The organism is Brevibacillus ruminantium (assembly GCF_023746555.1).
Classification (GTDB): Bacteria; Bacillota; Bacilli; order Brevibacillales; family Brevibacillaceae; genus Brevibacillus; species Brevibacillus ruminantium.
On the sequence record NZ_CP098755.1, the window covers coordinates 4,301,902 to 4,319,055 of the forward strand.

23 protein-coding genes and 1 pseudogene are annotated in these 17,154 nt (G+C 44.8%); all 24 read right to left on the minus strand.

From position 1 onward, the window contains the following. Positions 1-179: 179 nt before the first annotated feature. Complete coding sequence (locus tag NDK47_RS21115; RefSeq protein ID WP_251871731.1) at positions 180-350, minus strand: IDEAL domain-containing protein; 171 nt, start codon at positions 348-350, stop codon at positions 180-182. A 139-nt stretch (positions 351-489) separates the two neighbouring features. Then, the gene (locus NDK47_RS27860) at positions 490-693 is read right to left on the minus strand and encodes an HGGxSTG domain-containing protein (RefSeq protein ID WP_407653329.1); all 204 of its coding nucleotides are present in this window, start codon (positions 691-693) and stop codon (positions 490-492) included. 78 nt (positions 694-771) lie between these two features. Then, positions 772-948 carry a hypothetical protein gene (locus tag NDK47_RS21120; protein WP_251871732.1) on the minus strand — a complete coding sequence of 59 codons (177 nt, stop codon included), beginning with the start codon at positions 946-948 and terminating at the stop codon, positions 772-774. Positions 949-1,072: 124 nt separating this feature from the next. Beyond that, positions 1,073-1,237 (minus strand): hypothetical protein, encoded by a 165-nt coding sequence (locus tag NDK47_RS21125; protein ID WP_251871733.1) that lies wholly within the window; start codon positions 1,235-1,237, stop codon positions 1,073-1,075. Positions 1,238-1,301: 64 nt separating this feature from the next. Beyond that, complete coding sequence (locus tag NDK47_RS21130) at positions 1,302-1,778, minus strand: hypothetical protein (protein ID WP_251871734.1); 477 nt, start codon at positions 1,776-1,778, stop codon at positions 1,302-1,304. Between the two features lie 246 nt (positions 1,779-2,024). Then, a complete protein-coding gene (locus tag NDK47_RS21135) occupies positions 2,025-2,330 on the minus strand; it encodes a barstar family protein (RefSeq protein WP_251871735.1) in 306 nt (101 codons plus the stop codon). A 21-nt stretch (positions 2,331-2,351) separates the two neighbouring features. After that, positions 2,352-3,518 carry an RHS repeat-associated core domain-containing protein gene (locus NDK47_RS21140; protein ID WP_251871736.1) on the minus strand — a complete coding sequence of 389 codons (1,167 nt, stop codon included), beginning with the start codon at positions 3,516-3,518 and terminating at the stop codon, positions 2,352-2,354. Between the two features lie 255 nt (positions 3,519-3,773). Next, a complete protein-coding gene (locus NDK47_RS21145) occupies positions 3,774-4,259 on the minus strand; it encodes a hypothetical protein (protein WP_251871737.1) in 486 nt (161 codons plus the stop codon). Positions 4,260-4,752: 493 nt separating this feature from the next. After that, on the minus strand, positions 4,753-5,007 hold the full coding sequence (locus NDK47_RS21150) for a hypothetical protein (RefSeq protein ID WP_251871738.1): 255 nt from the start codon (positions 5,005-5,007) through the stop codon (positions 4,753-4,755). A gap of 2 nt (positions 5,008-5,009) precedes the next feature. After that, on the minus strand, positions 5,010-6,017 hold the full coding sequence (locus NDK47_RS21155) for an RHS repeat-associated core domain-containing protein (RefSeq protein WP_251871739.1): 1,008 nt from the start codon (positions 6,015-6,017) through the stop codon (positions 5,010-5,012). 201 nt (positions 6,018-6,218) lie between these two features. Further along, a complete protein-coding gene (gene ltrA / locus NDK47_RS21160; protein WP_251871740.1) occupies positions 6,219-7,493 on the minus strand; it encodes a group II intron reverse transcriptase/maturase in 1,275 nt (424 codons plus the stop codon). 621 nt (positions 7,494-8,114) lie between these two features. Beyond that, entirely contained in the window at positions 8,115-8,645 is a 531-nt protein-coding gene (locus NDK47_RS21165; protein ID WP_251871741.1) for an immunity 42 family protein, read from the minus strand. A gap of 16 nt (positions 8,646-8,661) precedes the next feature. Further along, positions 8,662-9,609, minus strand: coding sequence for an RHS repeat-associated core domain-containing protein (locus tag NDK47_RS21170; RefSeq protein ID WP_251871742.1), 948 nt, complete (start codon positions 9,607-9,609; stop codon positions 8,662-8,664). Beyond that, positions 9,606-9,968 (minus strand): hypothetical protein, encoded by a 363-nt coding sequence (locus NDK47_RS21175; RefSeq protein WP_251871743.1) that lies wholly within the window; start codon positions 9,966-9,968, stop codon positions 9,606-9,608. Before NDK47_RS21175 ends, NDK47_RS21170 begins: the two co-directional genes overlap by 4 nt. A gap of 66 nt (positions 9,969-10,034) precedes the next feature. Next, complete coding sequence (locus NDK47_RS21180) at positions 10,035-10,283, minus strand: hypothetical protein (protein WP_251871744.1); 249 nt, start codon at positions 10,281-10,283, stop codon at positions 10,035-10,037. After that, positions 10,273-10,764 (minus strand): hypothetical protein, encoded by a 492-nt coding sequence (locus NDK47_RS21185; RefSeq protein ID WP_251871745.1) that lies wholly within the window; start codon positions 10,762-10,764, stop codon positions 10,273-10,275. Before NDK47_RS21185 ends, NDK47_RS21180 begins: the two co-directional genes overlap by 11 nt. A 60-nt stretch (positions 10,765-10,824) precedes the next feature. After that, positions 10,825-11,028, minus strand: a pseudogene (locus tag NDK47_RS27865) (RHS repeat-associated core domain-containing protein); the annotation flags it as partial. Positions 11,029-11,085: 57 nt separating this feature from the next. Then, positions 11,086-11,340: a preprotein translocase subunit TatA gene (locus NDK47_RS21190; RefSeq protein ID WP_251871746.1), complete on the minus strand. Its 255-nt coding sequence runs from the start codon at positions 11,338-11,340 to the stop codon at positions 11,086-11,088. A gap of 496 nt (positions 11,341-11,836) precedes the next feature. After that, positions 11,837-12,154, minus strand: coding sequence for a hypothetical protein (locus NDK47_RS21195; protein WP_251871747.1), 318 nt, complete (start codon positions 12,152-12,154; stop codon positions 11,837-11,839). After that, positions 12,151-13,341, minus strand: a complete 1,191-nt coding sequence (locus NDK47_RS27870) for an RHS repeat-associated core domain-containing protein (protein WP_407653330.1) — start codon at positions 13,339-13,341, stop codon at positions 12,151-12,153. Before NDK47_RS27870 ends, NDK47_RS21195 begins: the two co-directional genes overlap by 4 nt. Positions 13,342-13,463: 122 nt before the next feature. Further along, on the minus strand, positions 13,464-13,709 hold the full coding sequence (locus NDK47_RS21205) for a hypothetical protein (RefSeq protein ID WP_251871748.1): 246 nt from the start codon (positions 13,707-13,709) through the stop codon (positions 13,464-13,466). 10 nt (positions 13,710-13,719) lie between these two features. Continuing rightward, positions 13,720-14,979 carry an RHS repeat-associated core domain-containing protein gene (locus NDK47_RS21210; RefSeq protein ID WP_251871749.1) on the minus strand — a complete coding sequence of 420 codons (1,260 nt, stop codon included), beginning with the start codon at positions 14,977-14,979 and terminating at the stop codon, positions 13,720-13,722. Between the two features lie 121 nt (positions 14,980-15,100). Then, on the minus strand, positions 15,101-15,763 hold the full coding sequence (locus NDK47_RS21215; protein WP_251871750.1) for a hypothetical protein: 663 nt from the start codon (positions 15,761-15,763) through the stop codon (positions 15,101-15,103). A 22-nt stretch (positions 15,764-15,785) separates the two neighbouring features. Next, on the minus strand, positions 15,786-17,138 hold the full coding sequence (locus NDK47_RS21220) for an RHS repeat-associated core domain-containing protein (protein WP_251871751.1): 1,353 nt from the start codon (positions 17,136-17,138) through the stop codon (positions 15,786-15,788). Between the last annotated feature and the right edge of the window lie 16 nt (positions 17,139-17,154).

Sequence of the window (17,154 nt, forward strand, 5' to 3'; positions counted from 1 at the left end):
ACTAGCACAGAACATTGTAAACTGTTAGCTAATTTTGACGAACCACTTAAAAGGGGAAATATACAGACAAAGGTTGGCTCTCGTTTGTTTCTCCCCTTATCGGTGTCATTTGTGGTGACTCTATTTGAAAACGTCGTCTCGCCCTGTTCTCGTTGGTCTGCTGTTTATTCTTCCGTATGCTAGTCGAGTACGCCTAACTCACGGCGCATTTCAGTTTCTAGTTCACGTAATCGCTTTTGCTTGTTAACCAGTTCCTCAAACCATTCCTTGTCCTTCATAGCCAGAGCCATGTCAATCATTTCGTCGTAGTCCTCTGAACACATCATCATCCGTTCTTTGAATTCGCTCATTTGTCCATCCTCCCAATGTTTACGTAATGATTAGCTGACCTGCCTTGCTTTGTTCCACAACTGGCGGCTAATGATACGGGGGAACACATTTTTCTGCCTAATGCCGTTCTGTTCCTTTTGCCCGTTGAATGATGCTGGCTTACCATGATAACGGTAAACGAACGGCGGGAAGGCAAAAAGGACTTTTGTTCCCTTTTAGTTTTGTAGGGTCTTTCGGTCCAGTTGATTTACCGCCATGATTATTACAACACCCATTCGCCAGAGCCGCCTTCTGGCAAGGTGTACCTTTTCTCGTCTTAGCTCCGCACAGCTTTTTCTCCATCCTTTCACCGCCTAACCTCATGTCATGGGGTTCGTTCCCCGATCGGGGGGGAGGTCTCTATACGCCCTCAGCCGCTCAATCAATCACACATTACATATTTCAATTGCTTGTTTCTGTCTGCTTTATTGCCTTTTGTTCTCGGAACACCTTAAACGCTTCTTGGAGTCCAGTTTCACTGATGAAGTCTATATAGTCCTCTAACAGATAAGCCATTCGTAGATTCGAGTCGTTTGCCATGCTTAGTTCTTCCCATAGGAACTTTTCATGCTCCGTCATTTTGTTATTTCCTCCTGTGACCGTTGTATTTGGTTTGTATCATGGTTTCGTTCCTTGACGGGTAAAATGTCCTTGCTTCGCTTGTTGATACGGTTTGCGCTATAAGAGCGTGTGGATGCACGGGTTATTCCTTAGACTCCTTTGTCATGCGCTCCCAGTATCGTCGCTCGTACTCTTTTTGCTTCTCTTTGTTTTCAGGCTTCTGCCGCCACTTCCGTTGATACTCTCGTTGATAGTTCCGCCTGTATTGGCGGCGGGCTTCCTGTGCTTCGGGGCTTAGTTGTGTCATGTGCTAGACCTCCACGCTCTCAATTACATCTTCATCATCCACGATTTCGATTATGATTTCGTCCTTATCTTGCTTGCTCATGTCTGTTTCCCTCCAATTCTTCCAGCTTCGCCACTTGATCGGCTAGCAACTGTTCGGTTTCTTGTATTCGTTCCTCTGCCCGTCGAATCATCACTACTGCTTCTTCCTTTGCTTCCTCCAGTTCCTTATGCTGTCGAGCTAACACGCTTTCGTTATGCTGTTTAGTCTCCCTTAATCCAGATACTTCACGTTGTAAATCTTCAATTCGGCTTATTGCTTCCAGCCTTGGGTGTCCGTCCTTCTGATCAGCCAACTGATCAAAATACTCAGCCTGTTCGAGCAGCTTGTTTACTTCTGTTGCTACTTGCGGGTCGGTACTACCAGAACGTTTTAACTCATCTGCCTGTTGCCGCAACTCTCGTGCTTTCTGGCAGTAGCCTCTCACTTCCTCTACTATCGCCTCATACTCTGCTTGCGCCTGAGCAAGTAAACCTACCTTTTCCTGTGTTTGTTTTGCCATTTTCCTTTTCCTCCTTTGATTTTGGACATGCAAAAAGGCTCATTCCTCCTTATCGTTCAAGTGGGAATAAGCCTTTGAAAGTTGATCTAAGTGTTTTTGTCAAGTTTTTTGTGTTTGGTTTATTGGTTATATTGTACGACCCTGCTTGTAAGAAGTAAACCCGGTTACATTTTTTTCTTTCAAAAACTGAACAAAAATCCCCCCAGACGAGAAGATGAGAAGAATTTACTCATTGGGGGGCTCATTTTACCTATACTCTACTTCAACAAATGTAGATGGATACTTTTTATTTTTATCTTCAAGGCACTCTTTTAAAATTTTTGCATCCCTAGGAAGAATTACTAGCAATTCATCCCATCCTATAAACACAAGTCTATTCGGCAATTCTACTAGTCCAGTTATTGCATCCCAAAAGGCATCCCAATTATTCCCGTAAAAATTCGGAAATGAGAGTTGTCTTTTCAATAACTGATGTAATTCATAAGAATTTTGCACTACTGATACATCAATGACTACAATTTCAGCGCGCACTTCATCATCTAAGTTTTCCACCATCATCGCTCCTTTTATACTTTACGTCATATTTCCAGTATCAAAATAGTTACCGATATAATAGAAATTTTCATAATGATCGACTGTGATATACATTTGTCCATCACTAGAATAAAGTAATCTCGTTCCAGGCTGTTTATTTCTTCCCATCGTATTAACAAGTCCTACGTCAGCCTCGTACCAAACCCTTCCATCAATCATAGGCAATATTCCATTCCTGTTTTCAAATATGTCTCCACCTAACTGAACATTCGGAATATCCTTTACCCAACTCCCCAATGCTTTACCTTCAGACCATCCATAAGCCCGTGCCTGATCTTTCGTAATATAATTTGACGGTAGTTTACCTTTACTCATTAAATTCGCAATTAATGGATTGGCATCTTGCCACGTCTTCAATACACCTTTATATTTTGCTAACTGAGCTGAACTCTTAGCATTTCTAAACCATTTTGAACCTCCATCTGGCCCAGCAACTGATAACATTACCATCCTTTGAGCACTCTGTACAACTTGCTCAGAAAACTTTCCGCTTGATGATAAAATTGTTAGGGCTTGTGACAAGTCCATATCTTTAGTGCTTAAATAAATATGGTGCAGTCGAGACTTGCTATCTCCGTCACAATTATTCGCACCTTCACATTGTTTATGTCCACTCGGGTCAACATACCTAAGAGGATTATTACTCACATACGTATACCGATTCAAACTCAGCGGATTATCCACTTGCCCCTTATACGTATCCTCCGAAATAAACCGCCCCACCGTCGGATCGTAATACCTCGCCCGCAGGTAATAAAACCCAGTCTCGCTATCAAACATCTCGCCACTGTAAGCAAACGGGTTGGACATCCCCTCCCTTTTGGAAACGATATTCCCCCACGTGTCATACTCGTAGCGGTTCAGCTCTTCTCCTTGCTCCCCGACGATTTTCACCACATCGCCGTGGCCGTTGTACAGGTAGTAGCCTTGCTTGTTGGCCGCGGTATCTTTACGGAAGAGCAGTTCGTTGCCCCAGATGTTTCGCGCCTGCAACTGGTTGTTTTTGTCCAGCTCCTCGATGACTTTTCCGTTCAGATAGACATAGCGGGTATCCTTTCCGCCTGCTGTCCGGGTCGCACGCAGGCCGTCCGGATGGTAGGTGTAGCTGGCGGTCGCTCCGGTTGTTTCATTGCTGGCGCTGCGCAAGCGGTTTCACTCATCGAAGCTGTATGTGGTCGGCGCAGATTGCTCAGGCAGGGTGCCTTCGAAGGTCTGGCGATTGCCGCGGCTGTTATACGAATAACGATTCGTCCCCAGTGGCATGGATTCCTTTGTCAGACGGTCAACGTATGGGCGGGGGCGGGTCATTTCGTGGAAGATTGCGTGTCTTGTTTGAAAAAAAGAAGACCCAGACGAGTTGTTGGTTACTCGATTGGGGGTAGTGTTTCGAATACTTAAACTCTATTTTCCTTTGTACGTATATTTTTCAGGATTCTTTACATAGTTACCTGAAGATACACAATCATTTGGTTCAAAGCACACTGTTACTTTTCCAGTTGCATGAATACCTAATTGACAATAACCACTCGGCCAGTCTAATACTCCAGCAAGAGAATATTGGTACTTTTCATTAGCTAATGGCTCTCCCCAGCTTTTCGATAATTTCAGTAGTTTATCGTTATTGACTTTCAAAAAGCTGTTTCCGTCAGGTTGGTATATCGAAACTTCTAAAAGTACAGATGTCACCCCTTCAAAACTGATGGAAGCTATTCCTGATACGTACTGGTCCTCATCGTTTTGCATTCCTTTTAGTGTTAGGCCCCACACTTCAATTTCCGTTATCTGGGGCAATTCTCTATGAGCCTGAAAAAATATTGTTGATTCTGTAAAATCAACTTGATCAAATATCCTACCTGTAACATCAAGAACTCTTCTAATTTTTCTCACCCATTTCAGGTTTCTTCTCCTTCTCCCAAAATGATACCATCCAATTCTGGATAAGCTTTGATAACCCGATCTGCATTTAATGTCGCAAAGGTTCCATCACATCACTATGCTTGATTTCCTCCCACGGCGCCTCCAGAATAAGACTTCCACTAGGGCCCCATTTGAGTCTCGCTTGCTTCCTGTCTCTATATTCCCCACCGCTTACCTGCTTCTCCTCGTATAAAATGGTTACGGGAGATTTAAACGGGGTAAATTTTCATCTTATCTTTTCTCCCAAATCTTCTATCACGCTAGAAGGCTGGAAAGATTCTAGGGCGATTTCTGGACGCTAGAGCGTCCAGAAATCGCTGTATCGGGGGCGTGAGTCGGAACGTTCCTTCTCCTCGCTACGCTCGGAGGGCTTCGCCCCTCGTTTGGTTCTCTTATACGCTACAGGGCAAAAAGAAACCCCAGACGAGTTGTTGATTACTCGTTTGGGGTTCGTAGTAAATGATTAGAAGATAGTGGTAACCTCAACATCAGCCCAAATATCTTTAAGCTGCTTTGACTTTATTCTAGCATCCTTCAATAAATCCATCACATTATTGAAAATTTGAAGTGTCTCATAATCATAGAACTTCATAATGTTCCAGCCTTTATCAGTCTGGGTTATTGAATATTTTTCTCCTTGATAAACGAACTCTATCTCATGCCCTAAACCTAAATCTTCTTCAAGTTGTTCAAAAGTGTATTTCATCTCTTCTTCCATTCTTACCTCCATCGTCCTCGGGGTGGTTTTTTTGTCCAATCCCAATCATGTTCATGTGGTACTTTCGGATGCATCTTAGGATTTCCGTGGTCAGTAAAATCAACATCTCGTAATGCTTTTCCATCAGAACCAAAATATCTTCTTGTTTTCAAATTTCCATCTTCATCCATCAGGTCCATTGATGAATTTGGTCTGCTAGAAGTTGGCAGATTCCTACCTGTTGTTACAGAATGATCGGTAAGTTTTGGATAGTTAGTTAGTGCGTCTGGATCTAGATTTAACCCTGCAAGAAAATCAGGATAACCTCTTGCTATCTGATCTGCCATATATTCCTGTAGATTCCACTGTCGTAGCTGCAACTGAGTTTCTCTACTAGAATTAAGGTAAACTTCGTTATCCCCTCTCATCCAAAGAATATACTTGTCATAAGTTGATAAATCATCTTTTGTGAAACGATCTCCATAAGGTCTACCATCATATTTCTCTCTACTACCAATGTGCTCATAATCAGGACTCCACGATGAAGAGGAACTATTACAACTACCTGCATGTGACCATCTGCCATCTGCCGACTCACACCAATTCCCAGTAGGATCAATATTGTTAACTGGGTTGTTGTGAACATATGTGTATCGGTTCAGTGAGAGCGGATTACCCACTTGCCCCTTATACGTATCCTCCGAAATAAACCGCCCCACCGTCGGATCGTAATACCTCGCACGCAGGTAATAAAACCCGGTCTCGCTGTCAAACATCTCGCCGCTGTAGGCAAACGGGTTGGACATCTCCTCCTTTTTGGAAACAATATTCCCCCAAGTATCATACTCGTAGCGGTTCAGCTCTTCCCCCTGCTCCCCGACGATTTTCACCACATCGCCGTGGCTGTTGTACAGGTAGTAGCCCTGCTTGTTGGCCGCGGTATCTTTGCGGAAGAGCAGTTCGTTGCCCCAGATGTTTCGCGCTTGAAACTGGTTGTGTTTGTCCAGCTCCCCGATGATTTTTCTGTTCACTTAAACGTACAATGTCTGATTTCGCCTAGCCAATTCCTCAGAAAAAAGCCTACTTTTAACTTTATCAGAACTAATAATGGTTGTACGTGTTGCAATTCTGCATTAAACTCTTACGGGCGGGTGCAATTCTAAAACACAAAATCGAGTAGGAGGGGGCGGCTAGCCCCCGACCTCTCACACCACCTAGCATGCGGTTCCGCACTAGGCGGTTCGCCAACCTTGACGAATTTCGAAATATCTTTGGGTTAAACTCTTAAGTCCTTGGGATTGCCAGAAGGCGTTTCCAAGGACTTTGTGTATGTGAGGAGTTTCCGAGGTGCGCCATGCGCCTTTACGCGTAGACGCAATTTCGAGGGCTTGTCTATGTGTCAGTCCCAGTTTCCGAAGTTCGCGGTAACGAGTTCGAACCCGTTTCCATTGGTGCCACAGGCAGAGCCGCAGTCGGCGTCTTACCCATGACTCCAGCTCTCTAAGCGGCGATGGGGTTTCAATCAGTGCGTAATAGCCTATCCACCCCATCAGATATTGATTTAGTCGCTGAATCCGTTCCTCCATGGATATACTCCATGTTGGTTTTGTCAGCGCGCGAATCTTATCCTTGACCCGCTTGAGTGATTTCGGAGAGATACGAATTCTCGCCTCTTTCTGCGCCGTGAAGCTGAATCCTAGAAACTTGCGTTTCCATGGCCTCTCCACTGCACTTTTCTCCCTGTTTACCTTGAGTTTTAATTTCCCCTCCAAGTATCGCTCGATACTAGCTTTTACCCGTTCTCCGGCACGTTTTGTTTTCACGTAGATGTTACAGTCATCTGCAAAACGACTGAAGTGCAGTCCTCTGCGCTCCAGTTCCTTATCCAGGTCATCCAGTATAATGTTGGACAGTAATGGGCTAAGTGGGCCGCCTTGTGGAGTACCTTCCTCTGTGTGGCTCACAATCCCGCCTTCCATTACGCCTGACTTCAGGTATTTGCGAATCAGTTTCAGAACCCTCTTGTCCTTTACCTTCCTCGCAACACGGCTCATGAGGATGTCATGGTTCACACGATCAAAGAATTTCTCCAGATCGATGTCCACTACGATTCGGTATCCTTCGCGGATATATCTTTGCGCTTGACGCACCCCATCGTGTCCTCGTTTTCCCGGTCGGAAGCCAAAGCTATTTGGTGAGAAACACGGATCGAAGATCGGTGTCAATACTTGAAGAATGGCTTGTTGGAGCATTCGATCCAGCACGGTAGGTATACCTAGTAGTCTCACTCCTCCATCGGGTTTCGGGATTTCGACCCTTCGGACAGGAGCAGGCTTGTAGGTGCCGTCCAGCAGTTGCTGGTGAATCTTTTCCCAATGTTCGACGATATAGGCTCGGAGGTGTTCGGTTGAAACCCCATCAATGCCTGCCGCCCCACCGTTGGACTCCACTTTCTTTAGGGCTTCCAAGAGATTCTTCCGTTCCAGGATTTGCTCCAACAATTCCACTTGATACTTCTCCCTTCGCAGGACGAGATTCAGGTCTTGCCGGTCGACGCTCTGCCCTCTTCGGTGCCCTCGGGGCTTCACCCCTACTTTCCCGAAGTAGTTCCTTTCGGAATTCTGCTTTCTACGCATCGAATGTCTCGAAAGATTCTGGTTCGTCCTTGAGTTGACGTTCGGCCCTTCCACTTTCCGGCGTCCCGTACTCGTGTACTACGGCGTCTGCTGACTCCTGTGCGTTCAGCGGAACCTCACGGCTCCGGTTACCATCGTCAGATGGCCCACACACAGGCCTCCCCAGGTAAGAACGCCATCTTTCTGCTCATATACCCACCCAAGTTTACTAGAGCAGTCCTTGGCGGCTTAGGACTTCGCCTTGTCTTGCAGGCTCATCCGACTGCCCTAGCCTCAAATTGGGTTCGTGTACCTTGGGTCGAGCATTTGCCTCCAGCTTCCTTCAGATCCCACCTCGCGATGGGCACCCTTGCTCTTGGCTAACGGTAGGCGCTCGCCAGCCCCCGTTCGGGACTTTCACCCTATAGATGGACGCCCATGCTGGGCGCACAAGAAACCCCAAACGAGTAATTGGTTACTCGTTTGGGGCAGCTAATAATAAATAAACTACTTTTATTTATTTTTTCTCAACTCATCATTATATATGTCGTCTAACTCATTATGTGCCTTAATGACGACTTCATCAAACTCTCCTTTTTTAAGGTATATTTCATATACCTGCTGCCAATCTTCACTATCAATTTTTTTAAAAAGCAATCGGGATTCCTCTAGATTCTCTACCAAGAAAATTTTCCAAAGGTCAAAAATATCCACTGGCAAAGTTATATTAAAGCGTGCACAAGCCTCTTCTATTACCATGGTATTATCAGCACTAGATTCACTTGATCCATACAATTCTTCATTAAGATAATTATAAAGCATAGTAGCATCTAAGTTGAATAAGGGATTGCTAACACGATTACCAGCATCATTTTTAATTGTATCGAGCGCAAATAAAACATCACGTAAAGAGGTACCCATTTCATAGTCACCAATCTTCTTATTTGCGATCCAATAACAAAAACGTCCGAATAGCCATACCCCACCACAATCCTTGTCAAGTTCAAATTCAATAGCGAATCTTTCTCGCTTTCCTACTATCATTTCTCTCCCCCTAAAATTATTTATATTTTATTCCTAATTGTTTCAAAACCTCGTTAGGCACTGATTCTTTCGAAACTATACCACTAAAATGAGCACCTCCTGCATTATCATCAAAATACCTATAGATCTTCCCTTCTCCTCCCACGCCATACCATGTCTTCATATCCCCACGAACTGCATTTTCATAAACGTACTGAGCATCAAAAGGTTCCGGTGTCTTCCTTGGATTGTACAATGGACTACTTTTATCATGTGCAGGATTAGGTTGATACTTCGGTTTTATCCTTTCCGCCACTGTACTTGGGTGATAAGGACTTCCTTTCAATGCTGGAGATTCTGTAGCATTCCCCACAATGTTCTTTGCTGTGTTTTTTATCATACCCGCTACCACAACAGGAGCTGCAAAACCCAAATCAGGCATGTCTCCTGCTTTCAAAAACGCATCAGATGAACCATAACCTGATCCTTCAGCGTAAACATCATCTTTTAAGTACGCTGGCACATACTTCTCTACTGCATCAGTCCAAACCATTCCGGTAGAGGTTTCTATCTCAAATATTTTTATTACCCAATAATGGACATATTCCTCGCGTGACATTCCTCCCACACCTGCTGCTTCTGCAGCTACATGCCCACTCGGGTCAATAAACCGCAACGGATTATTACTCACATACGTATACCGGTTCAGTGAGAGCGGATTACCCACTTGCCCCTTATACGTATCCTCCGAAATAAACCGCCCTACTGCCGGATCATAATACCTCGCCCTTAGGTAATAAAACCCGGTCTCGCTGTCAAACATCTCGCCACTGTAAGCAAACGGGTTGGACATCCCCTCCGTCTTGGAAACAATATTCCCCCAGGTGTCGTACTCGTAGCGGTTCAGCTCTTCCCCTTGCTCCCCGACGATTTTCACCACATCGCCGTGGCTGTTGTACAGGTAGTAGCCCTGCTTGTTGGTCACGCTATCTTTACGGAAGAGCAGTTCGTTGCCCCAGATGTTTCGCGCCTGCAACTGGTTGTTTTTGCCAGTTCCTCGATCACTTTACCGTTCAGATAGACATAGCGGGTTTCCTTTCCGCCTGCTGTCCGGGTCGCACGCAGGCCGTCCGGATGGTAGGTGTAGCTGGCGGTCGCTCCAGTTGTTTCGTTGCTGGCGCTGCGTAGACGGTTTCGCTCATCGAAGCTGTACGTGGTCGGCGCAGATTGCTCAGGCAGGGTGCCTTCGAAGGTCTGGCGATTGCCGCGGCTGTTATACGAATAACGATTCGTCCCCAGTGGCATGGATTCCTTTGTCAGGCGGTCAACGTATGGACGGGCCATTTGATGAAATGAATGCAAAAAAAACCCAGACGAGTTGTTGATTACTCGTTTGGGATTTAAGAATTTTTATTTATTGAGTTTTTCTCCTGGAGTGGGGGAGACTACACCAAAACGGTTACTATCAAAACCAAACGCTTCCAGTTGTGAATGTATTAATTCAAGTACATCATAGTACGCAATATTTGAACCGAGTCTAAATGCTTTTTCTAATTCATCCTCGTCCTTCTCATTCTCCAATGAACCGTTGTACTTCTCCTGAACTAATAGTATTAAATCTCCTATAAAATTGTGAAATTGCTCTGTCTTATTTGCCAACACCAAAAACCTCCTTTAAAATCCCCTTAAGTATGTCCCTTTGCTCCATTTGTCGTTGGATGTCGCTAGGCCATTTTTTGTTGATTAGTGCCTCTTGTTGTCTTGAGTCTAGTTTTTTGAAGTCAGGGATATACTTTTCTGGACTTTTTATCTTGTCCAAGTGCTCCGTAATTTGTTTATTAATAGATTCGATTCCCTTTTTGACCTCATCTTCTGTTTTTCCTTTATACTGCTTATAAAATCCTGAATGTTTTCCACCCTCTTTTGCTATATCATACGCAGTTCGACCTATTTTTGCTCCATTAATAGCTGTAATAACAGCTTTACCTACACCTTGGACAATCCTTATTCCACCCGCACCTGGAATTAAACCAGATGGATCAGCCATAATTTCAACTGTACTCTTTAATCCCTTGGGGATAGAATCTGGTCCATATTTAATATATCGGTCAATGTACATCTCTCTCGTTTCTTCACTCATTCTATTCCAGTCGAGAAAGGTGAGACCCCAATACCCGCTATCACTTCCAGCATTCTCATTAACATGCCCACTCGGGTCAATAAACCTAAGGGGATTATTACTTACATACGTATACCGATTCAAACTCAGCGGATTGTCGACCTGCCCCTTATACGTATCCTCCGAAATAAACCGCCCTACCGTCGGGTCGTAATACCTCGCCCGCAGATAGTAGAACCTGGTCTCGCTATCAAAGATCTCCCCGCTGTAGGCAAACGGAGTAGTTGTTCACTTCGCATCAACGTGACGACAATATCCAACGGTAGTGTCTATTCATTGTGTTCACCTCCCCCCTTGCGGGCTGCGCCGAGGAGTTCCTGCTCCGCTTTCCACTTTCTCAATTGTTGTATATTGCTTCTGTGCTTCCTGCTCATCGTAGCCGTGTTGTACTAGAGCATTTACGATTCTCAACGGGATGACGGGAGTGTGTTCATATAGACAAGCCTTCAATCGTTGAAACGATAAGACGTGTAACACGGCAAATAATACCTGTGATACTCCCAGCATAGAGATGCACTCTTTGACTGGATGATTCATCTGAATAACCTCCTCTATTAGTTTTGTCTCTAATAGATTAGGCGGCTACCGCCAGAGGCTAACACAGATGTATACCCACCACCATCCTGAGAGCAGACAGCAACTCATTCTTGATTTTGTCACATCACAGCAATGCAAGCATGAACCGCAATTCTGCAAATCCTTATGCAATACTAGCGTCATACCTGCCTCTCTACAGCACCTTAACACGCTATTTTGCACGGGGCGGGTAGTATTTATATCTCACATAGACTCTATTTAAAGCCATTAGAGCAAGGGCTTGCACTCTGATCTTCCGTTACGTCTGTAAATATCATCCTCGCTACCGCCCCCCTGTTTCATCAGAAAAGCCTAGCTTCGTTCTATCAGGGACTGAAAATAGACGGTACGTATTGCGTATGACACTCTGCCCTCCCGGACGGGGATAGTTCTAAAGAACGAAAAAATACCCCAGACGAGCAGTTGATTACTCGTTTGGGGAACAACATATGTTAATCTAATCGTTATTTCTAAAAGGAGAGAGTAGTAACTTATCCAAATACTCTTTAATCTTCCCTGCCTCATGAAATATCTCTTCTGGCATATTAGTGTATTTGGCTTGATGCAATAGATAGGTGTAGAGGAAAAACAGCCTTCCTGCTAACTTGCGGGAGATATTATCCTCCTCCTTTATTAATTCCAATATTTCATCTAGTAAAAGGTACATACGTTCGAATGCTTTGGAATTAACAATTTTTTGAGTTCTAACTGGAACAATAATCTCAGGTGATAGCTGTTTTAATTCTTCCTCAATAATCTTCAATCGCTCTATCATGGCACAAACCCCACAATCGATTCTCTAGGAATAAAATATTTAACAGAGACTTCTCTGTCATACAACGCTATTTCGTAAGCTGATATATCATCTGTTGGATCGTAAGGTAACGCTTCCCAAGCACGAAGATGAGGCGTTCCAACCTTACTTAAATCAATTGCAACTATACCTTGACCACTATTGAATCTCGTTTTTGCAATAATATAATCTTCTGTTGTAGCAATCCAAGGATCATTCTTCCAAGAAGCATCTCCACCGATAATGTGTTGCTCCAAAGTCCAGTCACCTTTTGGATTTTTTGCTATAATTCCCATTCCATTAGCTAAGTTCTCAACATCCATACCGTTTAGAGCACGATAAACAATATTTTTGCCTTTTGGTCTTTCTTTAAGATTTGGTATAGGAAATGGAGCAGGTTTGTTCTTATTAGAGTTTTTCCCACCTTCTATTACGGTTAAATTTGGTTTTGAATGAGTAACTTGTGGAACTTCCTTCGGTGCTGTAGCTCCCATTAATATACCAAAGGTAATAATATTGAACGCTTCTTTTGTGTTTATTGGGAGCACAACTCCACCACCGCCGCCGCCCACACTTGCGTATTCTACAGCTTTATTTCCTGTCGGATCAAAGTACCTTATCGGATTGTTGTGTACATACGCATACCGGTTCAAGCTTAGCGGATTATCCACTTGCCCCTTATACGTATCCTCCGAAATAAACCGCCCTACCGTCGGATCGTAATACCTCGCACGCAGGTAATAAAACCCGGTCTCGCTGTCAAACATCTCGCCGCTGTAAGCAAACGGGTTGGACATCCCCTCCGTCTTGGAAACAATATTCCCCCAGGTGTCGTACTCGTAGCGGTTCAGCTCTTCCCCTTGCTCCCCGACGATTTTCACCACATCGCCGTGGCCGTTGTACAGGTAGTAGCCCTGCTTGTTGGCCGCGCTATCTTTTCGGAAGAGCAGTTCGTTGCCCCAGATGTTTCGCGCCTGCAACTGGTTGTTTTTATCCAGCTCCTCGATCACTTTTCCGTTCAGATAGACATAGCGGGTTTCCTTTCCGCCTGCTGTCCGGGTCGCGCGCAGGCCGTCCGGATGGTAGGTGTAGCTGGCGGTCGCTCCGGTTGTTTCGTTGCTGGCGCTGCGAGGGGTATATTTTAAAGCATTTCGGTACCTACATTCCAACTCATGAAACTAAGAACGGACAGATTCATTCCTCCCCCTCTTCTAGGGCGGCTACATGGACAAAAAACCCAAACGAGTAGTTGTTTACTCGCTTGGGGTAAAAAAATCTGACTTAAAAATTTTTACTCCTTAAATTTATCTGGTAAATACTCCTTTAAAACATAAGCTCTTACCAAATCTTTCAAGTCGTCTTGATAGGATTGAAGTTCTTCTCTTGATGAACAACCTGTTATTCTAAAAATTTCACTATCGACGCAGTTTTTCAATACAAATTCTATACAACCTTCGTATACCATTAGTTCTCCTTCTGAGAGTCTTAGATCAAAAAGAGTAACACTCGCCACTTCTTTGTGTGCTAAATACTCCATATAATCACCTCTATTTCAATAAGCTGTTCAATATGTCTCTGAATTTTTGAATTGATTCCTGAGAAGGTCTAGTCCATTGCCCTCTTTGAATCCTTATCTTGGTATTGTTATCAGGGTTTTTGAATGTGGTAAGATGCTGTCCATCTGGTTCAAATACATGTATTCTACCATTTTGTCCTCTCACAATCCAACGACCATCATCCTGGATAAGGATATCCGCATCTCTTGCTTTTTGTGCATCATTAAACGCAGTTCCTGTTGGTCTACCTTGGCTTTTCCTCTCCAGAGAATGTTGAGAACGCTTTGTATTTGCAGCCCCATTCGCGGAATTCTTACCCGTGTTTTTAAGCGAAGCAGCTGCCGCCCCAGCCCCAGCAGCTCCTAATCCTAACCCTGGCAAATCGCCCGCCATTTCCCAGGCTTTTACTGACCCATTTTGATACACGATCGTTTTAACTTCTGCCCTATGTTCTGTTGGCACAACGATATCGACTGCATCGCCATAGTCTGCAATATTGTTGACATTTGCATAAGCGGCAGCCTTTTCTGCCCAATAAAGCATTAGGTCTTCATAGCTACCACCAAAATATCCGCCTGCTCCTTCTGCTGCCTTATGCCCACTCGGATCAACAAACCGTAACGGATTATTATGCACATACGTATACCGGTTCATTGTGAGCGGATTATCCACTTGCCCCTTATACGTATCCTCCGAAATAAACCGCCCCACCGTCGGATCGTAATACCTCGCACGCAGGTAATAAAACCCGGTCTCGCTGTCAAACATCTCGCCGCTGTAGGCAAACGGGTTGGACATCTCCTCCCTTTTGGAAACAATATTCCCCCAGGTGTCGTACTCGTAGCGGTTCAGCTCTTCTCCTTGCTCCCCGACGATTTTCACCACATCGCCGTGGCTGTTGTACAGGTAGTAGCCCTGCTTGTTGGCCGCGGTATCTTTGCGGAAGAGCAGTTCGTTGCCCCAGATGTTTCGCGCCTGCAACTGGTTGTTTTTGTCCAGCTCCTCGATCACTTTTCCGTTCAGATAGACATAGCGGGTTTCCTTTCCGCCTGCTGTCCGGGTCGCGCGCAGGCCGTCCGGATGGTAGGTGTAGCTGGCGGTCGCTCCGGTTGTTTCGTTGCTGGCACTGCGGAGGCGGTTTCGCTCATCGAAGCTGTACGTGGTCGGCGCAGATTGCTCAGGCAGGATGCCTTCAAAGGTCTGGCGATTGCCGCGGCTGTAATACGAATAACGATTCGTCCCCAGTGGCATGGATTCCTTTGTCAGGCGGTCAGGGTATGGACGGGCAATTTCATGAAAGATTTACGTGTCTTGAAAGCAAAAAAAGAAACCCCAGTCGAGTGGTTGGATACTCGTTTGGGGCTGAACTTAATCATCTATGCTCGACACTTAAGTTTTGCAAAAGGCGGTCTCTAACATCTCGATGTTCATGATTATTAACCCTGGAAAATAAATCTTCTTGCCACTCCAGGCATTTTTTTACCTCTTGGATAAATCTCTGTATATCTTTAAAAATGTGCACTGTGGAAGAAATACGACTTTCATCAAGACCAATTCCCCAGTCTAGTGACTGTAATACTACATCATTATTGGACTTCTTTAATTCGACAACTGCTTCCGTCGAAGAGAAAGTATGCAAGCTCTCTCCCGTTTTAGAAAGATCTTGGAGAACGTTCCGCCATTCTTCTATTTCTCCTACATCCCAATGCGTAGGAATAAACTCTCCTGTATCTGTGTCAATAAATGCCAAGCCACCATCCGGTAACCATAAATTATTGGATATAAACGTGGTATATTTTTCAATTGCTCCCAAAACTCCTTTTTCGGAAAGATAAGGCAGCATCAGTTTAAAGGTATTTTCTTGATCAATTTCTACGTCAATTATAGAGGGGGTCGAATTATCCTCATTTACTGTTTCAATAAACCACTTAGATTTATTTTCTGGAATAGTAAAAGGAGCCATCATTCTTCCACTTAGATCAAGCACAATACGTGCAATGTAATGCTTGTGAATTCTACTAACATTTCCGCGCATATATCCCTCCATTGAAAAAAGATTATTTTGGCAATCTTGGCAAGTCATTAGTTCCATCAATTGGTAATGGTGGTCTCTGCTTACTTGTCCTATGCTGTAATGCTTCACCCCAAGTTTTAGCAGTACCAAATCTCCCTGCCATAGAAGATGGTAATAACTCATTCATCTGTCTAATGTTCACAGGTATACTAGAAATGTTTAGTTCTCTAGCAATTGCCACCCTCGTATTGTCAATCGTAACATACCCATTAGGTGTTTGAACAACATCAACTGGTGGTCCATTCCATCCATTTTTCTGCATACTTTCTTTAAGTGGCGCATACCTCCCATTACCCCCTGCACTATTTTGACTAAATCTTATTTCGGATGGATTGAGATGGGTTAAAGATGTTGATGGAGTTGATTTTGGTGTCGACATAGCGCGACTAAGACTAATAGCACCTGCTACTTCAACCGCTTCAACCCCTAGGGTAAATCCAGACGCAAACCCGGTGACTGTATCCGAGAACCAATAATCCTTTACAGCTTGTCTCTTCAGATTATCACTGTACGCTTTGAGCATCGCCTTTTGATCAGAAGGGAGCCTATCGTAATCGACTCGTCCAGTAATTACATCGTTCATTAGTTGTTCTATTCTTTGTTTATCAAAGCCGCCATTTCCATGGGCATCAGCTTGCACATGACCAGAAGGGTCGACATACCTCAACGGATTATTTGACACATACGTATACCGATTCAAACTAAGCGGATTATCCACCGCACCCTTATACGTATCCTCCGAAATAAACCGCCCTACCGTCGGATCGTAATACCTCGCACGCAAGTAATAAAACCCGGTCTCGTTGTCAAACATCTCGCCGCTGTAGGCGAACGGGTTGGACATCCCCTCCGTCTTGGAAACAATATTCCCCCAGGTGTCGTACTCGTAGCGGTTCAGCTCTTCCCCTTGCTCCCCGACGATTTTCACCACATCGCCGTGGCTGTTGTACAGGTAGTAGCCCTGCTTGTTGGCCGCGGTATCTTTACGGAAGAGCAGTTCGTTGCCCCAGATGTTTCGCGCCTGCAACTGGTTGTTTTTATCCAGCTCCTCGATGACTTTTCCGTTCAGATAGACATAGCGGGTTTCCTTTCCGCCTGCTGTCCGTGACGCGCGCAGGCCGTCCGGATGGTAGGTGTAGCTGGCGGTCGCTCCGGTTGTTTCGTTGCTGGCGCTGCGCAGGCGGTTTCGCTCATCGAAGCTGTACGTGGTCGGCGCAGATTGCTCAGGCAGGGTGCCTTCGAAGGTCTGCCGATTGCCGCGGCTGTTATACGAATAACGATTCGTCCCCAGTGGCAGGGATTCCTTTGTCAGGCGGTCGATGCTTCGACATGTCACTCCATGAATATTTCTG